The sequence below is a fragment of the Pseudomonas sp. EL_65y_Pfl2_R96 genome (genome assembly GCF_963970905.1).
Taxonomy (GTDB): domain Bacteria; phylum Pseudomonadota; class Gammaproteobacteria; order Pseudomonadales; family Pseudomonadaceae; genus Aquipseudomonas.
In genome coordinates, this window is the sequence record NZ_CAXAQH010000001.1 from 407914 (window position 1) to 429751 (window position 21838).

Here is a 21838-nt window from a genome sequence, read left to right on the forward strand (position 1 = left end):
TTGAGTGAGTTTTCTCTTATCGCAAAAATCATTGAAAGCCATAACCAAAAGGACCGTTCGTCGACCGACTGGCAAAGCAGTTTTGACAGTATATAAATGACATCTATAGTCCTATCGCGGCCTGTCGGAAGGAACCCGACCCGTCATTTCAAGACAAGGAGCAAGGCCAGCTCGTCCCCTTGATCGAGTGGGTTCCCCAGTAGTGTGTTCGCAACGGCCGCAAGGCAAGCAAGCGTTGTCGTGCCTGGTAGGTAGCCAGGTAATCACTATGTTCAAAGGAGCTTCACTATGTCTCGAGTCACGGATGTACTTGTTTCGATCGACACTGAAACCATTCTGAAAAACTACCCGAACATCAGCAAAAATCCTGCTGCACCGACGATGATCGACGTCAATCATGTGTACATGGTGACCAATCAGAACAACGTGGTAAGTGGCCAGGCCGGTGGCGAGCTCAACTTGAAAGCCCAGGTAGGCGATTTGATTCGCTGGCGTGAAGCCAGCCTGTCGCTGGGCTTCGAGCAAGCGGTGATTTTCTACAAGTTCGTCGGTAACGCAGGCAACGAGTTGATCTCTACGCCCACGCCACGCAAGGCTACCGCCTCCTTTGCAGTCCCTAACACCAGCAATCCGTCGGTGCCCAGCTGCCAGAAGGTCGATAACCATTACTGGTCTTCGGAAACCCTTGCCTGCGGCAGCGTGACCTATCACTTCCAGTTTCTGATCGTGAATCGCGACTGCCAGATCATCGGCTGCTGCACATGGGATCCGTTCATTACCATCCGTAACTGATGCTGGGCCGGGCCCCTTGGCAACGAGGGGCCTACCGAGCTCGTTGCCGCCTCGGCTGGAACAGGATGTCTCACCCGAACCGAAGCGGTTACCGTTTTGCGTCAACATCATGAAAGGATCCATGATGACTTCCGAACCGATCACCTCCCCTTCGGCGGACGCCGTGATAGCCAGTAGTGTGCTGCTGATCGTCGATGCCGAATCGTTGCTTTCACGCTATCCACAACCCAGCCTTGAAGCGCAAAACCCGACTGTGATTGAAGACGGCTTCATCTTCTCCGTGAGTAGTAGCACGACGAAAAAAAATACTGAAAATGACAGTAAAATAACGCTGACAGCCAGCAATGGAAAGGTCTTCCATATTCGCGGCAGGACCGTCAGCCTGTTGGCCGAACATACGGTGGTATTTCACAACCTGACGGTGGACGATGCCGGGGTCCTTTCGCCGCCCAAACTGATCGTCCACAGCGACCAGGCAGTCCCCGCACCCGACCCCGCCAATCCGACCCAACCGGGTAGCCATAAGGCCGACGATCATTATTGGGAGTGCTCGCAACTGACCACAGGCGTGGCCACCTGCGAACTGAGCTTCATGCTGATCAACCAGCGCTGTGAAGCGGTGGGATACTTCAGCTGGAAAACTGAAGTGACGCTGTCGGCGTGAATAGAGCCCCGCAAAAAACCGGCCTCAAGGGCTAATGCCGATCAGTCAAGCTCTCTTGCTTGACCTTTGGCCGCAAGAATCAGAATCCGACGCCTGTACTGTCATCGGCGAGCGGGTGATAGCAAGTGGAGCGCCATACATCGACACGGGTGTCCTGCCCTATCCCGACTTTTAAAGGGCATAGGGTTTGAATGAGTCTTTTCTTATCGCCAATTCATTGAAAGCCATAACCAAAAAGACCGTTCGTCGAACGACAGGCAAAGCGATTTTGACAGCATTAAAATGGCATCTATAGTCCTACCCGCGGCCTGTTGGAAGGAACCCAACCCGTCATTTCAAGGCAAGGAGCATGGCCAGCTCGCACCCCGTGATCAAGTGGGTTCCCCAGTAGTGTGCTCGCAACGGCCGTAAGGCAAGCAAGCGTTGTCGTGCCTGGCAGGTAGCCAGGTAATCACTATGTTCAAAGGAGCTTTACTATGTCTCGAGTCACGGATGTACTTGTTTCCATCGACACTGAAACCATTCTGAAAAACTACCCGAACATCAGCAAAAATCCTCATACACCAACAACGATCGATTTCAGGCACGTTTATATGGTCACCAACCAGAACAACGTGGTCAGCGGCCAGGCCGGTGGTGAGCTGGACCTCAAGGCGCAGGTCGGCGATCTGATTCGCTGGCGTGAAGCCAGCCTGTCGCTGGGCTTCGAGCAAGCCGTGATTTTCTACAAGTTCATCGGTAACGTAGGCAACGAGTTGATCTCTACGCCCACGCCACGCAAGGCTACCGCCTCCTTTGCGGTACCCAACACCAGCAATCCGTCAGTGCCTAGTTGTCAGAAAGTCGACAACCATTACTGGTCCTCGGAAACCCTTGCGTGTGGTCGCGTGACCTACCACTTCAACTTCCTGATCGTGGATCGCGACTGCCAAATTATCGGCTGCTGTGCGTGGGACCCGTTCATTTCCATCCATAACTGACGATGGATCGGCCCCTTGGCAACGAGGGGCTACCTGGTTCGTTACCGCCTCGGCTGGAATGGATCTCTTGCTTGAACTGAAGCGGCTACGGTTTTGCTTCAACATCATGAAAGGAATCCATGATGACTTCAAAAGCGATTACTTCTCCTTCGGCGAGCATCGCGACAGCCAATAACGTGCTGCTGATCGTCGACGCCGAATCGCTGCTTCCCCGTTATCCGCACCCAAGTCTTGAACCAAAAAAACCAACTGTAATTGAAGATGATTTCATCTTCGCCATCAGCGGTACAACGACAACACAAAATGCTAAAAGTGACAGTGTAATTACACTGACAGCCAACAACAGAAAAGTCTTTCATCTCCGCGGCAGGACCGTCAGCTTGCTGGCCGAACACAGCGTGGTATTTCACAACATGACAGTGAGCGATGACGGAGTGCTTTCACCACCCAAACTGGTCGTCCACAGCGACCAGACAGTCCCCGCGCCCGACCCCGCCAATCCGACCCAACCGGGTAGCCATAAGGCCGGTGATCATTATTGGGAGTGCTCGCAACTGACCATGGGCGTGGCCACCTGCGAACTGAGCTTCATGCTGATCAACCAGCGCTGTGAAGCGATGGGGTACTTCAGCTGGAAAACTGAAGTGACGTTGTCGGCGTGAATGGATAGGCATAAAAACCGGCCTCAAGAACCTAATGCCAGTCAGTTAAGACGCAGAACCTGTGGGAGCGTGGCTTGCCCGCGAAGAACGATGACGCGTAATACCTGAAGAACCGCGGCGCATTCTTCGCGGGCAAGCCCGCTCCCACAGGATTTTCGTCGCTCAAACTTGTTAACTTACCGGCATTGGCCTCAGGGGCCGGTTCTTTTTATGGTACGGATTCGACAGTGCTAGTCGTAATATCCAACAGTCTTCTTCAAGTGATCCGAATAATCGTAAATATCATCAACCGATCCAATCGGATGCCGTGTCTCATTTTTTTCTTCGTCAAAAATCCCAATGTACTTTTGTGAACGATTGAAGTGAAGGCGACAAATCGGTTTGCGATTGTTGTCATCCAGCAAAATGCCAAAGTAGCTTTGCGTGTCGCGTTGCACTATCCGTTTAGCGTCCACAACCGAACGAACCACTGCACGGACAATGTGATAACCCTCCAACTCCTCCAGAGTCGTCAGCACTTTATCCTCTGATTCATCACGCTGACCTGTCAGATCAATGCCGCCGGCAGGAGCCGGTATCGATGCCAGCGCAGGCTGAATTGCACCACTCATAGCTGATTTGAGTCGGTCATTGATCTGGTCATTGAGAAACTGCACGACCGCTTTTCTCGTCAGCTCTTGAAACTGCTCACGGACTTTCTGGGTGATGACCCCGTCGTACACTCGAGAGGCAAACACTTTTACAAAGTCGTCATCAGGTTTGAGGACCTGCGAAGCAATGACTTTCTTGATCTGACTGACGTATTTCAACTCACCCGCGGCGTTGATGATCGAATCTACGTCGAATGCAGACCTGGTGAGCTTGATCAATTCAGGAACGGAGTAATCGTCGATATCCAGAAGGTCGAGTTCAAGAAACGGCTTCTCATCCATCTTGTTGGGCGCATCCAGATCGGTGAAGAATTTGTAGACCTGCCCGTTGGTGAGGATGGAGATTCGAGCACTGGTGACATGGAAATAGCGAAACAGCTGGGAGGCATGGTTGATGTGCAGCGGCTCGCCTATTTTTTTGCACTCGATGAGTATCTGTACCTCTCCTTCTTTCATGATCGCGTAGTCAATTTTTTCTCCTTTTTTCGTTCCAATATCGCAAACGAATTCCGGAGTCACCTCACTCGGATCAAAGACATCGTAGCCCAGCACCGTGCTGATAAAGGGCATGACGAAAGCATTTTTGGTGGCCTCCTCCGTCTGAATTGCAGCGCTTTGCAAACGAACCTTGGCGGCTAGACTTGCTAACTTCTCAAAGAATTCCATGAGTGACCTCTTACTTGGTGTCGATCCGTGTGTTTGCGTACTGGCAAATTGACTTCCATTGATACTAGACACAAACCGGCACAAAGAAAGATTCCAGACGCAGCAAGTGCCCTTCAGAACGAAGGTGTTTAATCGAACACGGGATTTTCAAGCAGCATTTTCATCATGTTCGTGCAATCTGAAAATCAGACGCATCCCTAAGGAACACAGCAATGAAATTCGCGAAAGTCGCACAGAAACTCGCCCCTGAGAAAGCGCCACCTCGGCGAGGGGCAAACGATTTCCCTGGACGACACCGTCGTCCAGCAAACAAAGAAGCAGGAGTTGAATCAATGCTGGCCCAAGCCTCGCGGGTGACGCCAATCACCCGCGCAACAGGCTGACTAGCGACCGGCTTGCAGAGCCCTGGCCATTTGCAGGTGGTTTTGCAGTTTGGGCAGGGTTTCTTCGGCGAACGCTTTGATTTGCGGCACATCCGTGGTCTGCGCCTGTTGTTGAAGTTGCTCGATGGCTTCCTGGGTGGTTTTTACCTGACTGTCGACGTACGCCTGATCAAAAGAGGCGTCGTCCTTCATTTCCGGTATCAAGGTTTTGGCCTTGTCGACCACCTCTTCGCGTGGCGCGACCGGTAAATCGAGTTGTTTGGCAATTTTCGCCAGATGCTGGTTTGCGGTAGTGCGATCGTTGATCACCACGATGGTGTAATCCTTGACCGCTTTGGATTCGGTTTTCTGATGCGCCAGGCGGCTGGCTTCGATATCGGCCATGCCTTTGGCCGACGCCTCGTTGACGAAGTCGGCGGGGGACTGGGCAAAGGCACTGCCGGCACACAGGCCCAGTAAGGCGGCAAAACTGGCATTGCGTAAGCGGGTGGCCATCCGGCTCATGGTCGCGCCCTCCTTCTAGAAATTCAAACGGGAGCTTGCGCCCCCGTCTATTAAACAAAACTACCGTCACCTATTACCGAGATTTCTGACCGCCTTTGCGGCCCATGCCGCCTTTGGCAGGGTCTTTATCAACAGTCGTGGTGGTAGTTTTCCCACCTTTGCGACCGGCTTCAGACGCCTTCGTTCGATCGATGGCGCTACCCGGGGTCGGAGTTTTTGAAGTAGGCATGGCTCTCATCCTCTTGGTGATGATCACAGCGAGCAGTCGCCCGCATAGGATATGAATTTCCATGACCTAAAAGGTTTAGAAAACCTGACAACGTCGCGACGAACGGTGACGGTCTTTCAGGCCCCGAGACGCAGATGATGCTGGCGCTTGGCGGCGTACATCGCCTCGTCGGCATGTCTGAACAGCTGATTTTCTTCGGTGCCATGCTCGGGGTATCGCGCGACGCCGATGCTCGGCTGGATGTTCAGGTTATGCCCGTCCAGACGCAGGGGCTGAACCAGCACCTGGCGGATTTTTCCCGCCACATTCTCGGCGTCTTCCGCGGCGTGGAGGCTGTGCAACAACACGACAAACTCATCACCGCCGATGCGCGCTACCGTGTCGGTTTCTCGCACGCACCCCTTGAGCCGATTGGCGACCGCTTGCAGCAGCATGTCGCCGACCGCATGACCGAGGGTGTCGTTGACTTGCTTGAAGCGGTCCAGGTCGACGTAGAGCAACGCCATTCGACCGGAGTCTGCCCGGGCCTGCGCCAGCGAGGCTTTAAGGCGTTCGCGCAGCAATTCGCGATTGGGCAACTGGGTCAGTTGGTCGTACTGGGCCATGCGCTGGAGCCGGGTATGCAATTGCTTGCGCTCGATCGCGGTTGCGACCTGGGCGCAGACATACTGCAGCAGCTCTTTGTCTTGCTCGGTGTAGCGCTCACCGCCCGGTATGCTTTTGACGATCAGCGCGCCGATGGTGCCGTTCTGCGAACTCAATGGCACGCCCAGCCAGCAGGGCGAATCCTGGCCCGCGACCAGCGCCGCAAAGCCCTCCGGCAGATTGTCCTGATCCGGGGTCAGCAGGATCGGCTGGCCACTGCGAATCACTTCGGCACACAGACGCCCGGTAACAGTCCCGGGCTGTTCGGGTTGCGACTCACGGTCGTCGACGTGATAGGGAAAATTCAGCTGTGCACAGTGCTCGTCATACAGCGCCACGGAGAAATTCAACGCCGGGAGCCATTCGCCGATGATCGAATGGATGCGTTTGAACAGCGCCAGCAAATCTTCGGCCGCGTGGGCCGCTTCGGAGATCGCATACAGCGCCGCTTGCCGGGACTCGGCCTGTTTGCGCTCGGTGATGTCGTGGGCCACGGCGATGCGCAATTGGTCGACCTCCGACCAGCGTGCCGACCAGAGAATGTGTGCCACCCGGCCATCCTTGCGCAGGTAACGATTTTCAAAGTTGAGCTTGGGCTCGCCCCCCATGATCTCCCGAGCGGCGTCGAGGGTGCGCTGTCGGTCGGCGGGATGGACCAGATCGATCATTGGCTGGCCGATCAGCTCGTCGGGGGTGTAACCGAAAATGCGCTCGCAGGCCGCGCTGACAAATACGAAGCGGCCTTGTTTGTCCACCGCACAGACGGCGTCCAGCAAGAGGTCGATGTAGCTCGCCAGTGGCGCGGAATTTCTGGTTTCCATTATGCCGAGAGCATGTCCGGACAATGCAACATTGAACAACCCTCCCTGACCGGTCATACGCCCACGCGATGACGATGCAGCCGACGCCTCCTTGCGCTCAGCCTCAAGCCTTGTTCGTCACCAGCCCCGGCAGCGCGTGCACCAGGGCATTGATGGCAAAACCGATGAACATCAGCCCACACAACCGGGTGATCGCCAGTTCATGGCGCTGATACAAGGTGCGCACCTGTTGCGCACCGACAATACCGATGAGAATAGCGTAGGCCATAAGGCCACCGACGAAGCTCAGGATGATCAGCCATGGCAGCATTGACCAATGCAGCAATTCTGCACGGCTGGACAGCAGCGCAGTAAAGGTCGCCACCGCCACCGGATAGGCCTTGGGGTTGGTCAGGCCGAACACAATGCCGTGCCAGAACGGCTGCCGCGCCGGGCCTTGAGGAGACTCGGTACTGGCGCGGCGAGCGCGAACCGCGCGCAGGCCAAGCCAGAACAGGTAGAGCCCGCTGAGCACACCCAGCACATCGAACGCGGCGCTGCCGATTTCCCGCGCGCCGACAATTGCGATCAGCGCAGTGCTGCACCAGACCACATCGCCCAGCAAATGCCCGCACAGAAACCCCGCTCCGGCCCGCCGCCCGCGTGCCGCGCCGATGCCGAACACCGCCAGCACCCCCGGCCCCGGCGTGATGCCATAAATGAAGCCCGAGGCGAGAACGGCCATTAGCAGCGATGGGGTCATTGGAAGTCCTTTTGAAACGCTTGGGGTGAATGCACGCCAGTCTATCTCAGTGCCCGGAACATCGACTCACTGATCGTCGAAGAACGTCATCCCCGCATACGGCCGTTGCCGACAAGCCGCCAGCCGCGACGCCAGATCCCCGACATGCGCCTCAAGCTTGTGCCCGTCCGGGCGAGAGTCAGGGTGGTTGAGGCCGGTCAGCATGGATTGGGTTACCTTGAGTCGCTCTGGCGGGTTCCGAACGGAGCGTACAACTTAAATGCCCTTGAGCGTAGAGCTGCTGGGGCTTTGTTGGCGGTGAGTCAGTCTTCGCGAGCAAACCCGCCACACATTTGATTTGTGGTGCACCGAATATCGAATCCGGCACAAATCTGGGTATCGGCCAATACCTGGGGTCGATCATCCTGCTGGTGCTGGGCTGGTCGGCGATTTTCTGCGTGTTGGGTGGTGTGAGCCTGTTGATGGCGGTGGTGGTGGCGCGGGTCACGTTCCCGGTACTGGCAGAAGAGAACACACCGTCATCCGCCTGGACGAGCTACTGGCACATTCTGCGTCATCGGGCCTTCCTGCTGCCGGCCCTCGCCGGTGGTCTGGGGTACGGGGTGATCGTCGCGTTCAACACGGCGGCTCCGCTGATTCTGCAAGGCGCCTTCAACTGGTCGGCAGTGGAATACGGATTGTTGGGCTGGCCAATCAGCGCGGCCTATTTTCTCGGGGCTGTGGCGGTCAATCGCTTTGTGCTGCGCACGGGTCAGCGCCAACTGATGGCGGCGGGCGTTGGACTGATGCTGGTCGGCAGCGCAGTCATGTTGCTGGGGAGCATCGCCGGCACTTCAATAGCGCTGCTGTTCTGGTTGCCCTATTGTTTTGCGGTGTTTGGCCAGTCGCTGAATTACCCGATCAGCCTGTCCCTGGCCAATGACGGTTCACCGGTCGGCGGTGCTTATGCGATGGCGTTGAGCGGTTTCATTCACCAACTGATGGCCGCCGTAATCGGCGGTATCGCCAGCCTGATAGCCAGCCAGCAGGCATGGCCGCTGTCGCTGCTTTGCACCTTGCTGGCCTTGGGCGCGCTGCTTTGCGCAGTGCTCGCGCCCGGCCGTAGAACCGCTTAGAACGCGCTGCGGAAAATTTCCTCGATCTGCCGCTGATCCGCCGGCCGTGGATTGGTCAGTCCGCAGGCATCTTTCAGGGCATTGCTGGCGAGAACCGGGATGTCGTTGAGCCTGGCACCGAGTTCACGCAAACCGGCGGGAATGTCCACATCCCTGGCCAGGCCGCGAATGGCCGCGATCGCTGCTTGCGCACCCTCTTCCGGGCGGAACCCACGAATGTCGGCGCCCATTGCCCGGGCCACATCGGTCAGACGATCGGCACACACCAACGCATTGAAGCTTTGCACATGAGGCAGCAGCACCGCGTTGCACACGCCATGGGGCAAGTCGTAAAACCCGCCCAACTGGTGCGCCATGGCATGGACATAGCCCAGGGACGCATTGTTGAACGCCATCCCGGCGAGGAACTGCGCGTAAGCCATGTTTTCCCGCGCGATCATGTCACTGCCGTCCTGTACGGCCAGGCGCAGATTATGGCTGATCAACGTGATGGCTTTCAGCGCACAGGCATCGGTAATCGGGTTGGCCGCCGTGGAAACGTAGGCTTCGATGGCGTGGGTCAGTGCATCCATGCCGGTGGCGGCGGTCAGGCCCTTGGGCATGGCGACCATCAGCGCCGGGTCGTTGACTGATAGCAGCGGCGTAACGTTGCGGTCGACAATGGCCATTTTCACGTGACGGGATTCGTCGGTGATGATGCAAAAGCGGGTCATCTCGCTGGCGGTGCCGGCGGTGGTGTTGATCGCGATCAGCGGTAGTTGGGGTTTGGTCGACTGGTCGACACCTTCGTAGTCACGAATCGTCCCGCCGTTAGTGGCACACAAGGCGATGCCCTTGGCGCAGTCGTGAGGCGAACCGCCGCCCAGAGACACCACGAAATCACAGCGACTTTCCTTGAGCAAGCCCAGGCCACGCTCGACGTTGGCGATGCTCGGATTCGGCTTGGCACCGTCGAAGATCACCGAATCGATGTCCTGCAGCGCCAGTTTCCCGGCAATCATCTTCGCCACGCCCGCCTCGGCCAGCCCGATGTCGGTGACGATCAACGCCTTGCGAAAACCATACTTGCCAATGGCGTCCATGGCTTCGTCGAGGCAACCGGAGCCCATGATGTTCACGGCAGGGATGAAAAACGTACTACTCATGAGCGTGTCTCCTGGCTGAAGCCGAATCAACAGCACCGATCCGGCGGGTGCGCACAGGATCGACCCATTAGTCGTGCGGTAACTTGATCTGGCTCAAGTCCGGGTCGTGATAAAGTCGCCGTCCATCAGACCTTTTGCTTTGAGACAACGAACGCAATGACCGATTTCCAGGATGTCGATGCCCAACTTGAAGACTGGAACGCCTTGCGCACCACCGCCTCGTTCGGCGGCTTGTTAGTGGGTAACGGCGCCAGCCGCGCAGTGTGGGACGACTTCGGCTACGACTCGCTGTTCGAAAACGCCCGCACTGTCGAAGAAAAGCCTCTGAGCCAATCCGAACTGAGCGTGTTCGACGCGATGCAGACGCGCAGTTTCGAGCAGGTTCTCAGCGCGCTGAAAACCACCAGCCGCGTGAACAAGGCATTGGCCGTCAGCTCTGCCGCACCGCGTAATCGCTATTACGCGATCAAGGAAGCGCTGATCAACACCGTGCATGCAATACACATCCCGTGGCGGTTGGTGAAGGCTTCGACGCTGGTGACGATCAACCAGGAACTGGGCAGCTATCGGACGGTGTTCACCACCAATTACGACCTGCTCAACTATTGGGCGATTCAGCACCGGCCGGACGTCATTACCGATCTGTTCCAGGGCACCGAGCCACGTTTTGATCTGAGCCTCACCGCAACGGACAAAACCCGGCTGCTGTACCTGCACGGCGGTCTGCATCTGGTGCGCAATCAGGACGGCACGGCGCGCAAACTGATGTCGACCGAGGGCACGTTGCTCGGCAGTTTCGCGATCAACAATACGATCAAGACCCTCGACGACGTGCCGCTGTTCGTCAACGAAGGCCCGGTTCAAGACAAGCTCAAGACCATTCGCAGCTCGGATTACCTGTCGTTCTGCTACGACCAATTACTCGGCCATGCCGACGGGTTGTGTATCTTCGGGCATGCCCTTGGCGAGCAGGACAGTCACATCATTCATGCGTTGCGCCAGGCGAAGCCGAAGACAGTGGCGATCTCGATTTATCCACGCAGCAAGGCGTTCATCCAGCATCAGAAGCGGCATTACGCGAAGGTGTTTGAGGGGACGGGTGTGGAGTTGCGGTTTTTTGATTCGAAGACGCATGCACTCGGTAGTCCGAAATTATCCGTTCCGGTCGAAGCTTAGCGGCGACGGGGCCAACGCCTTCGCGAGCGGTGTACGCCAAGCCCGCTCCCACACTGGATGGGTATCGGGCTTAGCAAACGGCAGGGTCAGAGCACCGGCAAGGTCTTGTCCTTGATCACCGTGGTCGGGCCGTTGGCCTTGACGCTGGCGATGCCTTTATCCCTCGCTGCATCGGAGGAGTAGGACTCGCTGCTGCCGATGACCTGATGGTTGGCAGCCTTGAGGTTGAAGTAAGGATGACCGTCCTTGGTGTTTTTTTTCTCGTAGCGTTCGTCCAGCGGGCTGTTGGCCTGAACCGAGGCGATACCGCTGTCGGCCGCACCGCGCGTGGTGTACAGCTCGCTGACCAGAATGGTTTCGGCGTTGGCCGCTTTCAATACAAACTTGAATTGACCGTTGCTGGTTTTGCTCACTTCGTACCATCCAGACATGCTTGTTCTCCTTGGCGATTGAGAGGTTGCGCGCTTCAGAGTAAAGACCAAGCCGGGATTTCTGTCGCCTGTACCGGCCTCTTCGCGGGCAAGCCCGTTCCCACAGTTGACCGAGTTGTTCAGAAGGTGCGGTCTGATGTGGGAGCGGGATTGCCCGCGAAGAGGCCGGTAAGGTCTAAACAAAACCGTCCTATTTCACCACCGCCCGCACCACCGACAACTCAGGTGCCTGCACCCGACGCTGGCTCAAATAGCGCATGCAACTGACCCGCAAGAACGAGGCGAAATTCACCACTTCGCCACGGTAGTCCATCACCTCTTCATACAGCTTGGCGATCAACTGATTGGTGGTCATGCCGTCGACCTCGGCGATTTCGCTGAGGATGTCCCAGAACTGATTCTCCAGCCGCAGGGTGGTCACCACCCCGCAGATACGCAGCGAGCGGGAGCGCGATTCGTAGAGTATCGGATCGGCTTTGACATAGAGCTCGCACATGAACAGGTCCCTCGTTACAGCGTGATTTTGGTACCCAGCAACCCGAGGAAACCGGCCAGCCAGCTCGGGTGCGCCGGCCAGGCCGGAGCAGTGGCCAGATTGCCTTGAACGTGGCCTTCCGTCACTGGGATATCGATGTACGTGCCACCAGCCAGGCGCACTTCCGGGGCACAGGCCGGGTAGGCGCTGCACTCGCGACCTTCAAGAATGCCTGCGGCGGCGAGCAATTGCGCGCCGTGACACACGGCGGCGATCGGTTTGCCGGCCTTGTCGAACGCTCGCACCAGGTCCAGGACTTTTTCGTTCAGGCGCAGGTACTCCGGTGCACGACCGCCCGGGACCAGCAGCGCGTCGTAGTCCGCGGCGTCGACTTTGGCGAAATCGAAGTTCAAGGCAAACAGGTGACCGGGTTTCTCGCTGTAGGTCTGGTCGCCTTCGAAGTCATGGATCGCGGTGCGCACGGTCTGGCCGGCGGACTTGTCCGGGCAAACGGCATGCACCGTGTGGCCGACCATCAGCAGCGCCTGGAAGGGCACCATCACTTCGTAGTCTTCGACGTAATCGCCGACCAGCATCAGAATTTTTTTAGCCGCCATGGGGAGGACTCCTCTGGAAAATGCGTGGGCATGCAGGAGTATTCAAGGTAGTCCTTATCTGGCGGGGTGGGTAATAACCAGCTACTACGGCGTTATCGTTCATCGCGAGCAGGCTCGCTCCCGCATTGGAATGCATTCCCCTGTGTGCGAGCCTGCTCGCGATGGCGTCCTCAAACTGTACGCCTAACTCTGCGCCTAGCTGTAACAGCAGCTCACCTCGTGTTTATGGCTAGATAAAGGCTCTTCCGCCACCCTCGATTCTGGTTGCCATCATGTCCTCGCGCGAAAACACTGGCATGGCCCTCGGCCTGCTCGGTGTCGTTATCTTCAGCCTGACCCTGCCCTTCACACGGATCGTCGTGCAGGAACTCCATCCACTGCTCAACGGCCTCGGCCGTGCGCTGTTTGCGGCGATTCCGGCAGCACTTTTATTGCTGTGGCGCCGGGAAAAATGGCCCACCTGGAAACAGGTCAAAGGCCTGACGCTGGTGATCGCGGGTGTCATCCTCGGCTTCCCGGTGCTGTCGGCCTGGGCCATGCAGACGTTGCCCGCCTCCCACGGTGCATTGGTCAACGGCTTGCAACCGCTGTGCGTGGCGCTGTATGCCGCGTGGCTGTCCCATGAGCGCCCGTCGAAAGCCTTCTGGGCCTGCGCCGCGCTGGGCAGTGCGTTGGTGCTCGGTTATGCATTGATCAGCGGCGCCGGCAGTATTCAGGCCGGTGACTTGCTGATGCTCGGCGCGATTGCCGTGGGTGGGCTCGGTTATGCCGAAGGCGGCCGGTTGGCCAGGGAGATGGGTGGCTGGCAGGTGATCTGCTGGGCGCTGGTGCTGTCGACACCGCTGCTGATCGGGCCGGTGGTGTACCTGGCGCTGCAACATCAGGGCGAAATTTCGGCGAAAACCTGGTGGGCCTTCGGTTACGTCTCGCTGTTTTCGCAGTTCATCGGGTTCTTTGCCTGGTACGCCGGGCTGGCCATGGGCGGCATTGCCCGGGTCAGCCAGATCCAGTTGCTGCAAATCTTCTTCACGATCGCGTTTTCGGCGTTGTTCTTCGGTGAGCATGTCGAGCCGATTACCTGGCTGTTTGCGGCCGGGGTGATCGTGACGGTGATGTTGGGGCGCAAGACCGCAATCAAACCCCATGTGGGAGCGAGCCTGCTCGCGAAGGGGGCTTAACATTCAACACTTATGCTGACAGTTAAGCCGCCTTCGCGAGCAGGCTCGCTCCCACAGATTTAGAGAAAGCCGTCGGCCCGCAGCAGGGTTTCCAGGCAATGCTCGCTGATGTGGTAGAAATCCTTCAGCTCCTGAATCTTCACCAACAACTGAGCCGGGTCCACCGGCTCGGCGCGTTTGACCGCCAGAATCATCTTGTTCTTGTTGGTGTGGTCCAGTGAGATGAACTCGAACACCTTGGTCTCGTAGCCGCAGGCTTCCAGAAACAGTGCACGCAAACTGTCGGTGACCATTTCCGCCTGCTGGCCCAGGTGCAGACCGTATTGCAGCATCGGCTTGAGCAGCGCCGGGCTCTGGATTTGCAAGCGAATCTGTTTGTGACAGCACGGCGAGCACATGATGATCGAAGCGCCCGAACGAATGCCGGTGTGAATCGCATAGTCGGTGGCGATGTCGCAGGCGTGTAACGCGATCATCACGTCCAGTTCGCTCGGCGCCACGCTGCGTACATCACCGCATTTGAACACCAGCCCCGGATGCTCCAGCTTCGCCGCCGCGCTGTTGCACAGGTTGACCATGTCTTCGCGCAACTCGACGCCAGTCACCTCACCTTCGGCTTTCAAGGTGTTGCGCAGGTAGTCGTGGATCGCGAACGTCAGGTAACCCTTGCCCGAACCGAAATCCGCCACCCGTACCGGTTTGTCCAGCGACAACGGCGACGAGGTCAGCGCATGGCTGAAGACCTCGATGAACTTGTTGATCTGCTTCCACTTGCGCGACATCGCCGGGATCAGCTCATGCTGCGCGTTGGTCACGCCGAGGTCTTTGAGGAACGGCCGGCTCAGGTCGAGGAAGCGGTTCTTCTCGCGGTTGTGCTCGGCGGACGGCACTTCGCGCAATTGCTGAGGCTTGCTCTTGAACAGCGAAGATTTGCCCTTCTTGCTGTATTCGAGCTGGGCTTCGTCGGTCAATGACAGTAAATGCGCATTTTTGAACGAGACCGGCAACAGTGCGGCGATGGTCGCCACGCCTTCGGCAAGCGGCAGGTTTTTGGTGATGTCGCGGGTTTTGTAGCGATAGACGAAGGACAGGCATGGCTGATCCTTGACCGTCAGCTGCTTGATGATCAGCCGCTGCAAATCCGCTTCGCCACCGACGTACTTGGCCAGCACCAGTTTGATGAAAGCATTCTGGTCGAGGCTGGTTTGCAGCAGGTCGATGAACTGGGCGTGATGATCCGGCGCGAGGCTGGCGGGAGTGGCGGTGACAGACATGGGAAAAAACGGCCTCGGGCGGTGCGGATCGGGGAATGGTGGGTATTTTAGGGGGGATGGCCGTTCGGGACACGCAGTTATTTGCCGAACGGTGCGAATCCTGCGGCGAGTGAGCCCCCTCGCCACAAAAGCGGCTGAAGGCTGCGATCTTTTTAGTTCAACACCACCAACCGATTCGGTAACTCATTGCGCACATGGGTCACCGGCACATGCACCTTGAGCAACTCGCCGCACGCCTCGATGCACGTCACAAAGCCCTGCAACGTCTGCCCCTGTTTCACCTGTTGCGTGAACGCGGCCACGATCGCATCCCAGTTCTTGTTGTCCAGCCGCTTGGAAATCCCTTCATCCACCAGAATTTCCACATAGCGCTCGGCCTCGGAGACGAAAATCAGCATGCCGGTGCTGCCCACGGTGTGGTGCAGGTTTTGCTCCAGGAACTGCCGACGCGCCAGGTTCGACGCCCGCCAGTGACGGACCGAGCGCGGGATCAGGCGCGTGGTGACTTTCGGAATCCGGAACACCAGGCACAACACGATGAAGCTGAGCCATTGCACCAGCAACAGGCTGTGCATGGTCAGCCAGCCCGTCAGGTAATGCACGATGCCCGGCACCACCAGCGCCAACAGACTGGCCCAGAGCAGCGGGATGTACGCGTAATCGTCGGCGCGGGCCGCAAGCACCGTGACCAGTTCGGCGTCGGTGTCGTGCTCGACCCGGGCAATCGCCTCGGCGACTTTGCGTTGTTCGTGTTCAGTCAGTAATGCCATGGTTATGAATGCCTGCTCGCTATTATTTTTACCAGCAATGTTATGACCCTCAGTGTTATCACCAACCGCCCGACGAACCGCCGCCCCCGAAACCGCCCCCGCCGCCGCTGAAGCCCCCGCCGCCATCTCCACTGCCGCTGCCGCTGCCCCCATCAGAGCCGCTGCCGTAGAATATGTCGTCAGACGAGCTTCGTCCCCTTGAGCCCACTACGCCGAGCATGTTCAGGAACCAGTACGTAATCAAAAAAGGCAATGCCATGATAAAAAGCATACCCACGCCATTGGCAAATATCTGGCTAAACGACTCTTCGTCTTCCGGCGGCCCCACGTTCAGCGGGTTGCCACCCAGCACCACCAGCATGGCGGCCACGCCGTCACTGATGCCCTTGCTGAAATTGCCTGTCTTGAACGAGGGAGTGATCACCTGATTGATGATCACTGAACTCTGGGCATCGGTCAGGCGATCTTCCAGTCCATACCCGACTTCGATGCGCAACTTGCGGTCGTCACGGGCGACGATCAGCAAGGCACCCGTATTTTTGTCCTTCTGGCCGATGCCCCAGTGGCGTCCCAGCTGATAACCGAAGTCTTCGATGCTGGCGCCCTGCAGGTTTTCCACAGTGACCACTACCACCTGTTCACCGGTGGCCTTTTCGTGAGCCTGGAGCTGTTGCATCAATTGCTCGCGCACCCCGGGCTCGATCAATCGGGCGTTGTCCACCACCCTTGCGGTCAGTGCCGGAAACGTCAATTCGGCCTGGGCCGTGAGCGCCATGGCGCACAACAATAGCGCCAGGCCTATTCTAAAAACACGCATTGGAACCTCATCCCTGATAACTGTATCGCCGACAGGGCGTTGATCAGAATTTCACTTGCGGCGCTTGTTCGGCCCCGGGAGTGGTGGCCTCGAAGGTTTCGCGAATCGGCAAATCGCTGTACATCACGCTGTGCCACAGGCGACCGGGGAAAGTGCGAAGCTCGGTATTGTACTTTTGCACCGCCAGGATGAAATCGCGACGCGCCACGGCGATGCGGTTCTCAGTGCCTTCGAGTTGCGATTGCAGCGCCAGGAAGTTCTGGTTGGCCTTGAGGTCCGGGTAGCGTTCAGACACCACCATCAAACGACTGAGAGCACCGCTCAACTGATCCTGGGCCTGCTGATACTGTTTGAGTTTTTCCGGATTATCGAGGGACTTGGCATCGACCTGAATCGACGTCGCCTTGGCCCGGGCTTCGATCACCGCCGTCAGGGTGGCTTCTTCATGCTTGGCGTAGCCCTTGACGACTTCCACCAGAGTGGGAATCAGGTCGGCGCGGCGCTGGTACTGGTTCTGCACCTGGCCCCAGGCAGCCTTGGCCTGCTCGTCGAGGGTCGGGATAGTGTTGATGCCGCAACCGGCCAGTAGTGTGGTCAGCAACATCAAGGCTGCAACCTGCAGGCTCGACCGATAGTGGTGTCGTACATTCATCTGGTTGACGCTCCTTGCACATTCCGTTGAAAAACAACCGGCGAACTTTGAACCCCGCTCTTGGGGCATAATCTGCGCCGCTACTGGATTGCATCGAGCCAATGGGCTAAAAGATGCCCAGCACTGAGACTCTGCAGAAGTGTGCTGCATTTACCTGAACAACAATAGTCGCTCCCCAAATTTTGGCTGACCGGCGTGTATTCACTGCCGTTTAGGCTTTTGAGAAAACAATTCATGAAGAAGCTGTGTTTGCTGGGCCTGTTCGTCAGCCTGGCCAGTCATACCGTATTGGCCGCCACGACGCCCGCACCTATAGAGAACAAGGACGCCTTCATCAGCCACCTGATGAAGCAAATGACCCTCGATGAAAAGATCGGCCAGTTACGCCTGATCAGCATCGGCCCGGAAATGCCGCGGGAGATGATCCGCAAGGAGATCGCTGCCGGCAATATCGGCGGCACCTTCAACTCGATCACCCGCGCCGAGAACCGTCCGATGCAGGACGCGGCCATGCGCAGCCGGTTGAAGATCCCGATGTTCTTCGCCTATGACGTGATCCACGGCCACCGCACCATTTTCCCGATTCCGCTGGCCCTGGCCTCGAGCTGGGACATGGACGCCATTGGTCGCTCCGGGCGCATCGCCGCTCAGGAAGCGGCGGCTGACAGCCTCGACATCACCTTCGCACCGATGGTCGACATCTCCCGCGACCCACGTTGGGGCCGCACGTCCGAAGGTTTCGGCGAAGACACCTACCTGGTTTCGCGGATCGCCGGCGTCATGGTCAAGGCGTTCCAGGGCTCAGGCGCGAACGCGGCCGACAGCATCATGGCCAGCGTCAAGCATTTTGCCTTGTACGGCGCGGTCGAGGGCGGTCGCGACTACAACGTCGTCGACATGAGCCCGGTCAAGATGTACCAGGATTACCTGCCACCGTACCGCGCCGCTATCGACGCCGGTGCTGGCGGGGTGATGGTTGCGCTGAACTCGATCAACGGCGTGCCAGCCACCGCCAACACCTGGTTGATGAACGACCTGCTGCGCAAGGAATGGGGCTTCAAGGGCCTGGCGGTCAGCGATCACGGGGCAATTTTCGAGCTGATCAAGCACGGCGTCGCCGCTGACGGTCGCGAAGCCGCGAAGCTGGCGATCAAGGCCGGCATCGACATGAGCATGAACGACACCCTCTATGGCAAGGAGTTGCCAGGGCTGTTGAAGGCCGGTGAGATCGAACAGAAAGACATCGACAACGCCGTGCGCGAAGTGCTCGCCGCCAAGTACGACATGGGCCTGTTCAAAGACCCGTACCTGCGCATCGGCAAGGCCGAGGATGACCCGGCCGACACCTACGCCGAAAGCCGCCTGCACCGCGCCGAGGCCCGTGATGTGGCGCGCCGCAGCCAGGTATTGCTGAAGAACCAGGGAGACACCCTGCCGCTGAAGAAAACCGCGAAAATCGCCCTGGTCGGTCCACTGGCCAAAGCCCCAATCGACATGATGGGCAGTTGGGCTGCCGCTGGCCGGCCCGCGCAATCGGTAACGCTGTTCGACGGCATGACCCATGCACTCGGCGCGCAGTCGACGCTGATCTACGCCCGTGGCGCGAACATCACCAGCGACAAGAAAATCCTCGATTACCTGAACTTCCTCAACTTCGATGCACCGGAAGTGGTGGATGATCCGCGTCCGGCCAACGTGCTGATCGATGAAGCGGTGAAAGCCGCACAGCAGGCCGATGTGGTGGTGGCAGCGGTGGGCGAATCACGTGGCATGTCCCACGAATCGTCGAGCCGTACCGACCTGAACATTCCGGCCAACCAGCGCGAGCTGATCAGGGCTTTGAAAGCCACCGGCAAACCGCTGGTGCTGGTGTTGATGAATGGCCGTCCGCTGTCGATTCTCGAAGAGAAAGAGCAGGCTGACGCGATTCTGGAAACCTGGTTCAGCGGCACCGAAGGCGGTAACGCTATCGCCGACGTGCTGTTCGGCGACTACAACCCGTCGGGCAAACTGCCGATCACCATTCCCCGCTCGGTGGGTCAGATTCCGACCTACTACAACCACCTGAGCATTGGCCGGCCGTTCACCCCGGGCAAACCGGGCAACTACACCTCGCAGTATTTCGAAGACACCACCGGGCCATTGTTCCCGTTCGGCTTCGGCCTGAGCTACACCCAGTTCAGCCTGACCGACATGGCCCTGTCATCGACCACACTGAACAAGACCGGTAAGCTCGACGCCAGCGTCGTGGTGAAGAACACCGGCAAGCGTGACGGTGAAACCGTGGTGCAGCTGTACATCCAGGACGTGACCGGTTCGATGATCCGCCCGGTCAAGGAATTGAAGAACTTCCAGAAAGTAATGGTCAAGGCCGGCGAACAGAAAGTCGTGCACTTCACCATCACCGAGGATGACCTGAAGTTCTACAACGCCCAGCTCAAGTACGCCGCAGAACCGGGCAAGTTCAACGTGCAGATCGGCCTGGACTCTCAGGACGTGACGCAGCAGAGCTTTGAATTGCTGTAATCCCGCGCACGGACTGATCGTTCCCACGCTCTGCGTGGGAATGCCTCAAGGGACGCTCCGCGTCCAGTGACGCGGAGCGTCACGGGCTGCATTCCCACGCAGAGCGTGGGAACGATCTGAACGACTACCCCCGCCGATCCAGCAGATTCACCACCAACCGATCCACCCATCCCCAAACCCTTTGCTTGACCCGCCGCCACAACGGTCGGCGTTTCCATGCTTCGAGGCTGACTTCCTGGCTCAGGGCAAAGTCATTCTCGAAACTCGCTGCCACCGCCCGGGTCAGTCCGGGGTCCAGGGCTTCGAGATTGGCTTCCAGATTAAAGCGCAGATTCCAGTGATCGAAGTTGCACGAACCGATGCTCACCCAGTCATCGATCAACACCATCTTCAGGTGCAGGAAACATGGCTGGTATTCGAAGATCTTCACACCGGCCCTGAGCAGGCGCGGGTAGTAGCGATGCCCGGCGTAGCGTACCGACGGGTGATCGGTGCGGGGCCCGGTCAGCAGCAGACGCACGTCGACGCCACGACTCGCCGCCCGGCGCAGTGAGCGGCGGACTTTCCAGGTCGGCAGGAAATACGGCGTGGCCAGCCAGATTCGGCGCTGGCCGCTGTTCAACGCGCGAACCAGCGATTGCAGAATATCGCGGTGTTGGCGGGCGTCGGCATAGGCGACCCGGCCCATGCCCTCGCCCATGGCCGGCACTCGCGGCAGGCGCGGCAAACCGAAGTGCGCAGTGGGTTTCCAGGCACGCCGATGGCGGTTGGCGATCCATTGGCGGTCAAACAGCAACTGCCAGTCGATCACCAGCGGGCCGGTGATTTCCACCATCACTTCGTGCCATTCGCTGGTGTCTTCGCCTGGCGTCCAGAACTCATCGGTGACCCCGGTGCCGCCGACGACCGCCAGGGTTTGATCCACCAGCAGCAGCTTGCGGTGATCGCGATAGAAGTTGCCCACCCAGCGCCGCCAGCTCAGGCGATTGTAGAAACGTAACTCGACACCGGCGGCCATCAGGCGCTGACGCAAGGTCAGGGTGAAGGCCAGGCTGCCATAGTCATCGAACAGGCAGCGCACCCGCACGCCGCGCTCGGCGGCCTGGACCAACGCCTGAACCATCGCCTCGGCGCAGGCCCCCGCCTCCACCAGGTACAGCTCCAGTTCGACTTGCTCTTCGGCGCGGGCAATCGCCACCAGCATTCGCGGAAAAAACTGCGGACCGTCGATCAGCAGTTCAAAGCGATTGCCTTCACGCCACGGGAAAATTGCGCCGCGCATATCAGCGCGCCGTGAAAATCAGCACCGCACCCACCGGCACCGACAGACTGATGGCCGACAAACCGGCAACCTTGCGTAAGCTTTCCAGGCCCGGGGCCAGGTCGAAATCTTGCGCACTGATCACCAACGGTTCGAGGGTCACCACTTGAAAGCGCCGGTCATCGAGACGGGTCGCCAGCAGTTCGGCGTTGTATTGGTGTTGTTTGCCATGCAGGTTGACCGTCAGCGGCAAGCGCAACTCCAGTTGCGCACCGGGCGCCAGGTCGTTGATCGGCCGCAGATCGATTTGCGTGGTGATCAGCGCTTCGGGAAACGCCTGGATCTCGAACAGCTCCTTGCGCATGCGTTCGTCACGCAGCGGAATACCGCTGTTGACCGACTCCAGCTCAACCTCCACCTGCGCCAGGCCTTTGGGGTCGACCTTGCCGTGCAGCACCAAAAAGCGCTGCACTTCGCAGATGTTGGCGTTTTTAGTGCTGATGAACGACAGCCGCGAAGACTCGCCGTCCAGATACCAATTGGCCTGGGCCGACACGGTGACACCGGCCAGCAACAGGAAAGCGAGGGTTTTGCAGACAAAACGGTTGAACATAGAGACTCATGGGCAGATAAACCTGAGAGAACCTTAACTGGCCTGAGGCA

22 protein-coding genes and 2 pseudogenes are annotated in these 21838 nt (G+C 58.4%); 8 read left to right on the top strand and 16 right to left on the bottom strand.

Features of this window, described 5'->3' with window-relative positions:
• Window positions 1-288 precede the first annotated feature (288 nt).
• The 4 genes from AACY49_RS01855 (at window position 289) to AACY49_RS01870 (ending at window position 3098) form a co-directional block, all read left to right on the top strand.
• On the top strand, window positions 289-792 hold the full coding sequence (locus AACY49_RS01855) for an inclusion body family protein (RefSeq protein WP_007903283.1): 504 nt from the start codon (window positions 289-291) through the stop codon (window positions 790-792).
• Between the two features lie 124 nt (window positions 793-916).
• Window positions 917-1456: an inclusion body family protein gene (locus AACY49_RS01860; protein ID WP_258700781.1), complete on the top strand. Its 540-nt coding sequence runs from the start codon at window positions 917-919 to the stop codon at window positions 1454-1456.
• 476 nt (window positions 1457-1932) lie between these two features.
• Window positions 1933-2436, top strand: a complete 504-nt coding sequence (locus AACY49_RS01865; protein ID WP_258697204.1) for an inclusion body family protein — start codon at window positions 1933-1935, stop codon at window positions 2434-2436.
• 122 nt (window positions 2437-2558) lie between these two features.
• Window positions 2559-3098 carry an AidA/PixA family protein gene (locus tag AACY49_RS01870; protein ID WP_339521564.1) on the top strand — a complete coding sequence of 180 codons (540 nt, stop codon included), beginning with the start codon at window positions 2559-2561 and terminating at the stop codon, window positions 3096-3098.
• 230 nt (window positions 3099-3328) lie between these two features.
• On the opposite strand, the gene AACY49_RS01875 is transcribed toward AACY49_RS01870, so the two are convergent.
• The 6 genes and pseudogenes from AACY49_RS01875 to AACY49_RS01900 form a co-directional block, all read right to left on the bottom strand.
• Window positions 3329-4414, bottom strand: a complete 1086-nt coding sequence (locus AACY49_RS01875) for a type I restriction endonuclease (protein WP_339521479.1) — start codon at window positions 4412-4414, stop codon at window positions 3329-3331.
• A 383-nt stretch (window positions 4415-4797) separates the two neighbouring features.
• Window positions 4798-5301 (bottom strand): DUF4142 domain-containing protein, encoded by a 504-nt coding sequence (locus AACY49_RS01880; protein WP_339521480.1) that lies wholly within the window; start codon window positions 5299-5301, stop codon window positions 4798-4800.
• Window positions 5302-5374: 73 nt separating this feature from the next.
• Entirely contained in the window at window positions 5375-5530 is a 156-nt protein-coding gene (locus AACY49_RS01885; protein WP_258697206.1) for a stress protein, read from the bottom strand.
• Between the two features lie 116 nt (window positions 5531-5646).
• Window positions 5647-6996, bottom strand: a complete 1350-nt coding sequence (locus AACY49_RS01890; protein ID WP_258697207.1) for a sensor domain-containing protein — start codon at window positions 6994-6996, stop codon at window positions 5647-5649.
• Window positions 6997-7099: 103 nt separating this feature from the next.
• Window positions 7100-7738, bottom strand: coding sequence for a LysE family translocator (locus AACY49_RS01895; protein WP_258697208.1), 639 nt, complete (start codon window positions 7736-7738; stop codon window positions 7100-7102).
• A 66-nt stretch (window positions 7739-7804) separates the two neighbouring features.
• Window positions 7805-7909: pseudogene (locus tag AACY49_RS01900) on the bottom strand (glutathione transferase); the annotation flags it as partial.
• A 200-nt stretch (window positions 7910-8109) separates the two neighbouring features.
• On the opposite strand from AACY49_RS01900, the pseudogene AACY49_RS01905 reads away from it, so the two are divergent.
• Window positions 8110-8853 (top strand): annotated as a pseudogene (locus tag AACY49_RS01905) (MFS transporter); the annotation flags it as partial.
• Here the strand turns inward: AACY49_RS01905 and yiaY are convergent.
• Complete coding sequence (gene yiaY / locus AACY49_RS01910; protein WP_258697209.1) at window positions 8850-9998, bottom strand: L-threonine dehydrogenase; 1149 nt, start codon at window positions 9996-9998, stop codon at window positions 8850-8852. The pseudogene AACY49_RS01905 and the gene yiaY sit on opposite strands and share 4 nt — an antisense overlap.
• Window positions 9999-10154: 156 nt before the next feature.
• Here yiaY and AACY49_RS01915 point away from each other — a divergent pair, with 156 nt between their 5' ends.
• Window positions 10155-11174 (top strand): DUF4917 family protein, encoded by a 1020-nt coding sequence (locus AACY49_RS01915; RefSeq protein ID WP_258697210.1) that lies wholly within the window; start codon window positions 10155-10157, stop codon window positions 11172-11174.
• An 86-nt stretch (window positions 11175-11260) separates the two neighbouring features.
• Here AACY49_RS01915 and AACY49_RS01920 read toward each other — a convergent pair whose 3' ends face one another.
• The 3 genes from AACY49_RS01920 to AACY49_RS01930 all read right to left on the bottom strand — a co-directional run bounded on the left by AACY49_RS01920 (window position 11261) and on the right by AACY49_RS01930 (window position 12697).
• Window positions 11261-11605, bottom strand: coding sequence for a YegP family protein (locus AACY49_RS01920; protein ID WP_258697211.1), 345 nt, complete (start codon window positions 11603-11605; stop codon window positions 11261-11263).
• A 190-nt stretch (window positions 11606-11795) separates the two neighbouring features.
• Window positions 11796-12101 (bottom strand): ribbon-helix-helix domain-containing protein, encoded by a 306-nt coding sequence (locus tag AACY49_RS01925; protein ID WP_007935755.1) that lies wholly within the window; start codon window positions 12099-12101, stop codon window positions 11796-11798.
• Between the two features lie 14 nt (window positions 12102-12115).
• Window positions 12116-12697: a DJ-1/PfpI family protein gene (locus tag AACY49_RS01930; RefSeq protein WP_320391804.1), complete on the bottom strand. Its 582-nt coding sequence runs from the start codon at window positions 12695-12697 to the stop codon at window positions 12116-12118.
• A gap of 272 nt (window positions 12698-12969) precedes the next feature.
• Between AACY49_RS01930 and AACY49_RS01935 the strand changes: the two genes are divergently transcribed.
• A complete protein-coding gene (locus tag AACY49_RS01935) occupies window positions 12970-13875 on the top strand; it encodes a DMT family transporter (RefSeq protein WP_258697213.1) in 906 nt (301 codons plus the stop codon).
• Window positions 13876-13934: 59 nt separating this feature from the next.
• On the opposite strand, the gene AACY49_RS01940 is transcribed toward AACY49_RS01935, so the two are convergent.
• The 4 genes from AACY49_RS01940 to AACY49_RS01955 all read right to left on the bottom strand — a co-directional run bounded on the left by AACY49_RS01940 (window position 13935) and on the right by AACY49_RS01955 (window position 17388).
• Complete coding sequence (locus tag AACY49_RS01940) at window positions 13935-15149, bottom strand: class I SAM-dependent methyltransferase (protein ID WP_258697214.1); 1215 nt, start codon at window positions 15147-15149, stop codon at window positions 13935-13937.
• Window positions 15150-15301: 152 nt separating this feature from the next.
• Entirely contained in the window at window positions 15302-15919 is a 618-nt protein-coding gene (locus tag AACY49_RS01945) for a TPM domain-containing protein (RefSeq protein WP_258697215.1), read from the bottom strand.
• A gap of 58 nt (window positions 15920-15977) precedes the next feature.
• Complete coding sequence (locus AACY49_RS01950) at window positions 15978-16736, bottom strand: TPM domain-containing protein (RefSeq protein ID WP_339521481.1); 759 nt, start codon at window positions 16734-16736, stop codon at window positions 15978-15980.
• A gap of 43 nt (window positions 16737-16779) precedes the next feature.
• The gene (locus AACY49_RS01955; protein WP_258697217.1) at window positions 16780-17388 is read right to left on the bottom strand and encodes a LemA family protein; all 609 of its coding nucleotides are present in this window, start codon (window positions 17386-17388) and stop codon (window positions 16780-16782) included.
• A 234-nt stretch (window positions 17389-17622) separates the two neighbouring features.
• Between AACY49_RS01955 and bglX the strand changes: the two genes are divergently transcribed.
• Window positions 17623-19914, top strand: a complete 2292-nt coding sequence (gene bglX / locus AACY49_RS01960) for a beta-glucosidase BglX (RefSeq protein WP_258697218.1) — start codon at window positions 17623-17625, stop codon at window positions 19912-19914.
• Between the two features lie 124 nt (window positions 19915-20038).
• Here bglX and AACY49_RS01965 read toward each other — a convergent pair whose 3' ends face one another.
• On the bottom strand, window positions 20039-21196 hold the full coding sequence (locus tag AACY49_RS01965) for a phospholipase D-like domain-containing protein (protein ID WP_258697219.1): 1158 nt from the start codon (window positions 21194-21196) through the stop codon (window positions 20039-20041).
• Between the two features lies 1 nt (window position 21197).
• Window positions 21198-21788 carry a YceI family protein gene (locus AACY49_RS01970; protein WP_339521482.1) on the bottom strand — a complete coding sequence of 197 codons (591 nt, stop codon included), beginning with the start codon at window positions 21786-21788 and terminating at the stop codon, window positions 21198-21200.
• Window positions 21789-21838 lie beyond the last annotated feature (50 nt).